1 protein-coding gene is annotated in these 373 nt (G+C 60.9%); it reads right to left on the bottom strand.

Annotation, left to right across the window (positions count from 1 at the left end; translation table 11 throughout):
* Window positions 1-35 precede the first annotated feature (35 nt).
* Window positions 36-373, bottom strand: a 338-nt coding sequence (locus tag AC1RPJ_RS07930) for a hypothetical protein (RefSeq protein ID WP_481762867.1), incomplete at its 5' end; no start/stop codon positions are given.

Genomic DNA, 373 nt, shown 5'->3' with positions numbered 1-373 from the left:
GTGGGTGCCCGTCACGCCCTGAAAAATTCGCGTGATCATGCCGAGCGCTCCAGCTCTGCATCGCGTAGAATACCACGCAGCCGCTTGTTGCTCGAACCGAGAACCGCGTTCAGGTGACGAAGCCCACGGCACTCATCCAGCACGTCATCCAAACGCGTTTGCATCTCGACAAGGCTGTTCGAGAGTTCGGCACAGCGCGCTTCCAACCAACGGGCTCGGGATTCGAAGTCATCGGCCTTGGCCTGTGCCAAGGATTCGTGTTGCGCCGCCGTCTTCTCATCATACGCGAACGCGCCATCCGGAGCCACGAATGCGCCCTCCGATACACCAGTCGCCGGATCGTAGAACACGGCAAGCCCAAGCGGGTGCACGA

The organism is Dellaglioa sp. CoH-57-MRSF-17 (assembly GCF_056782015.1).
The sequence above is the reverse complement of the archived record's forward strand: the minus strand, read 5'-3'. Positions and strand labels throughout refer to the sequence as shown.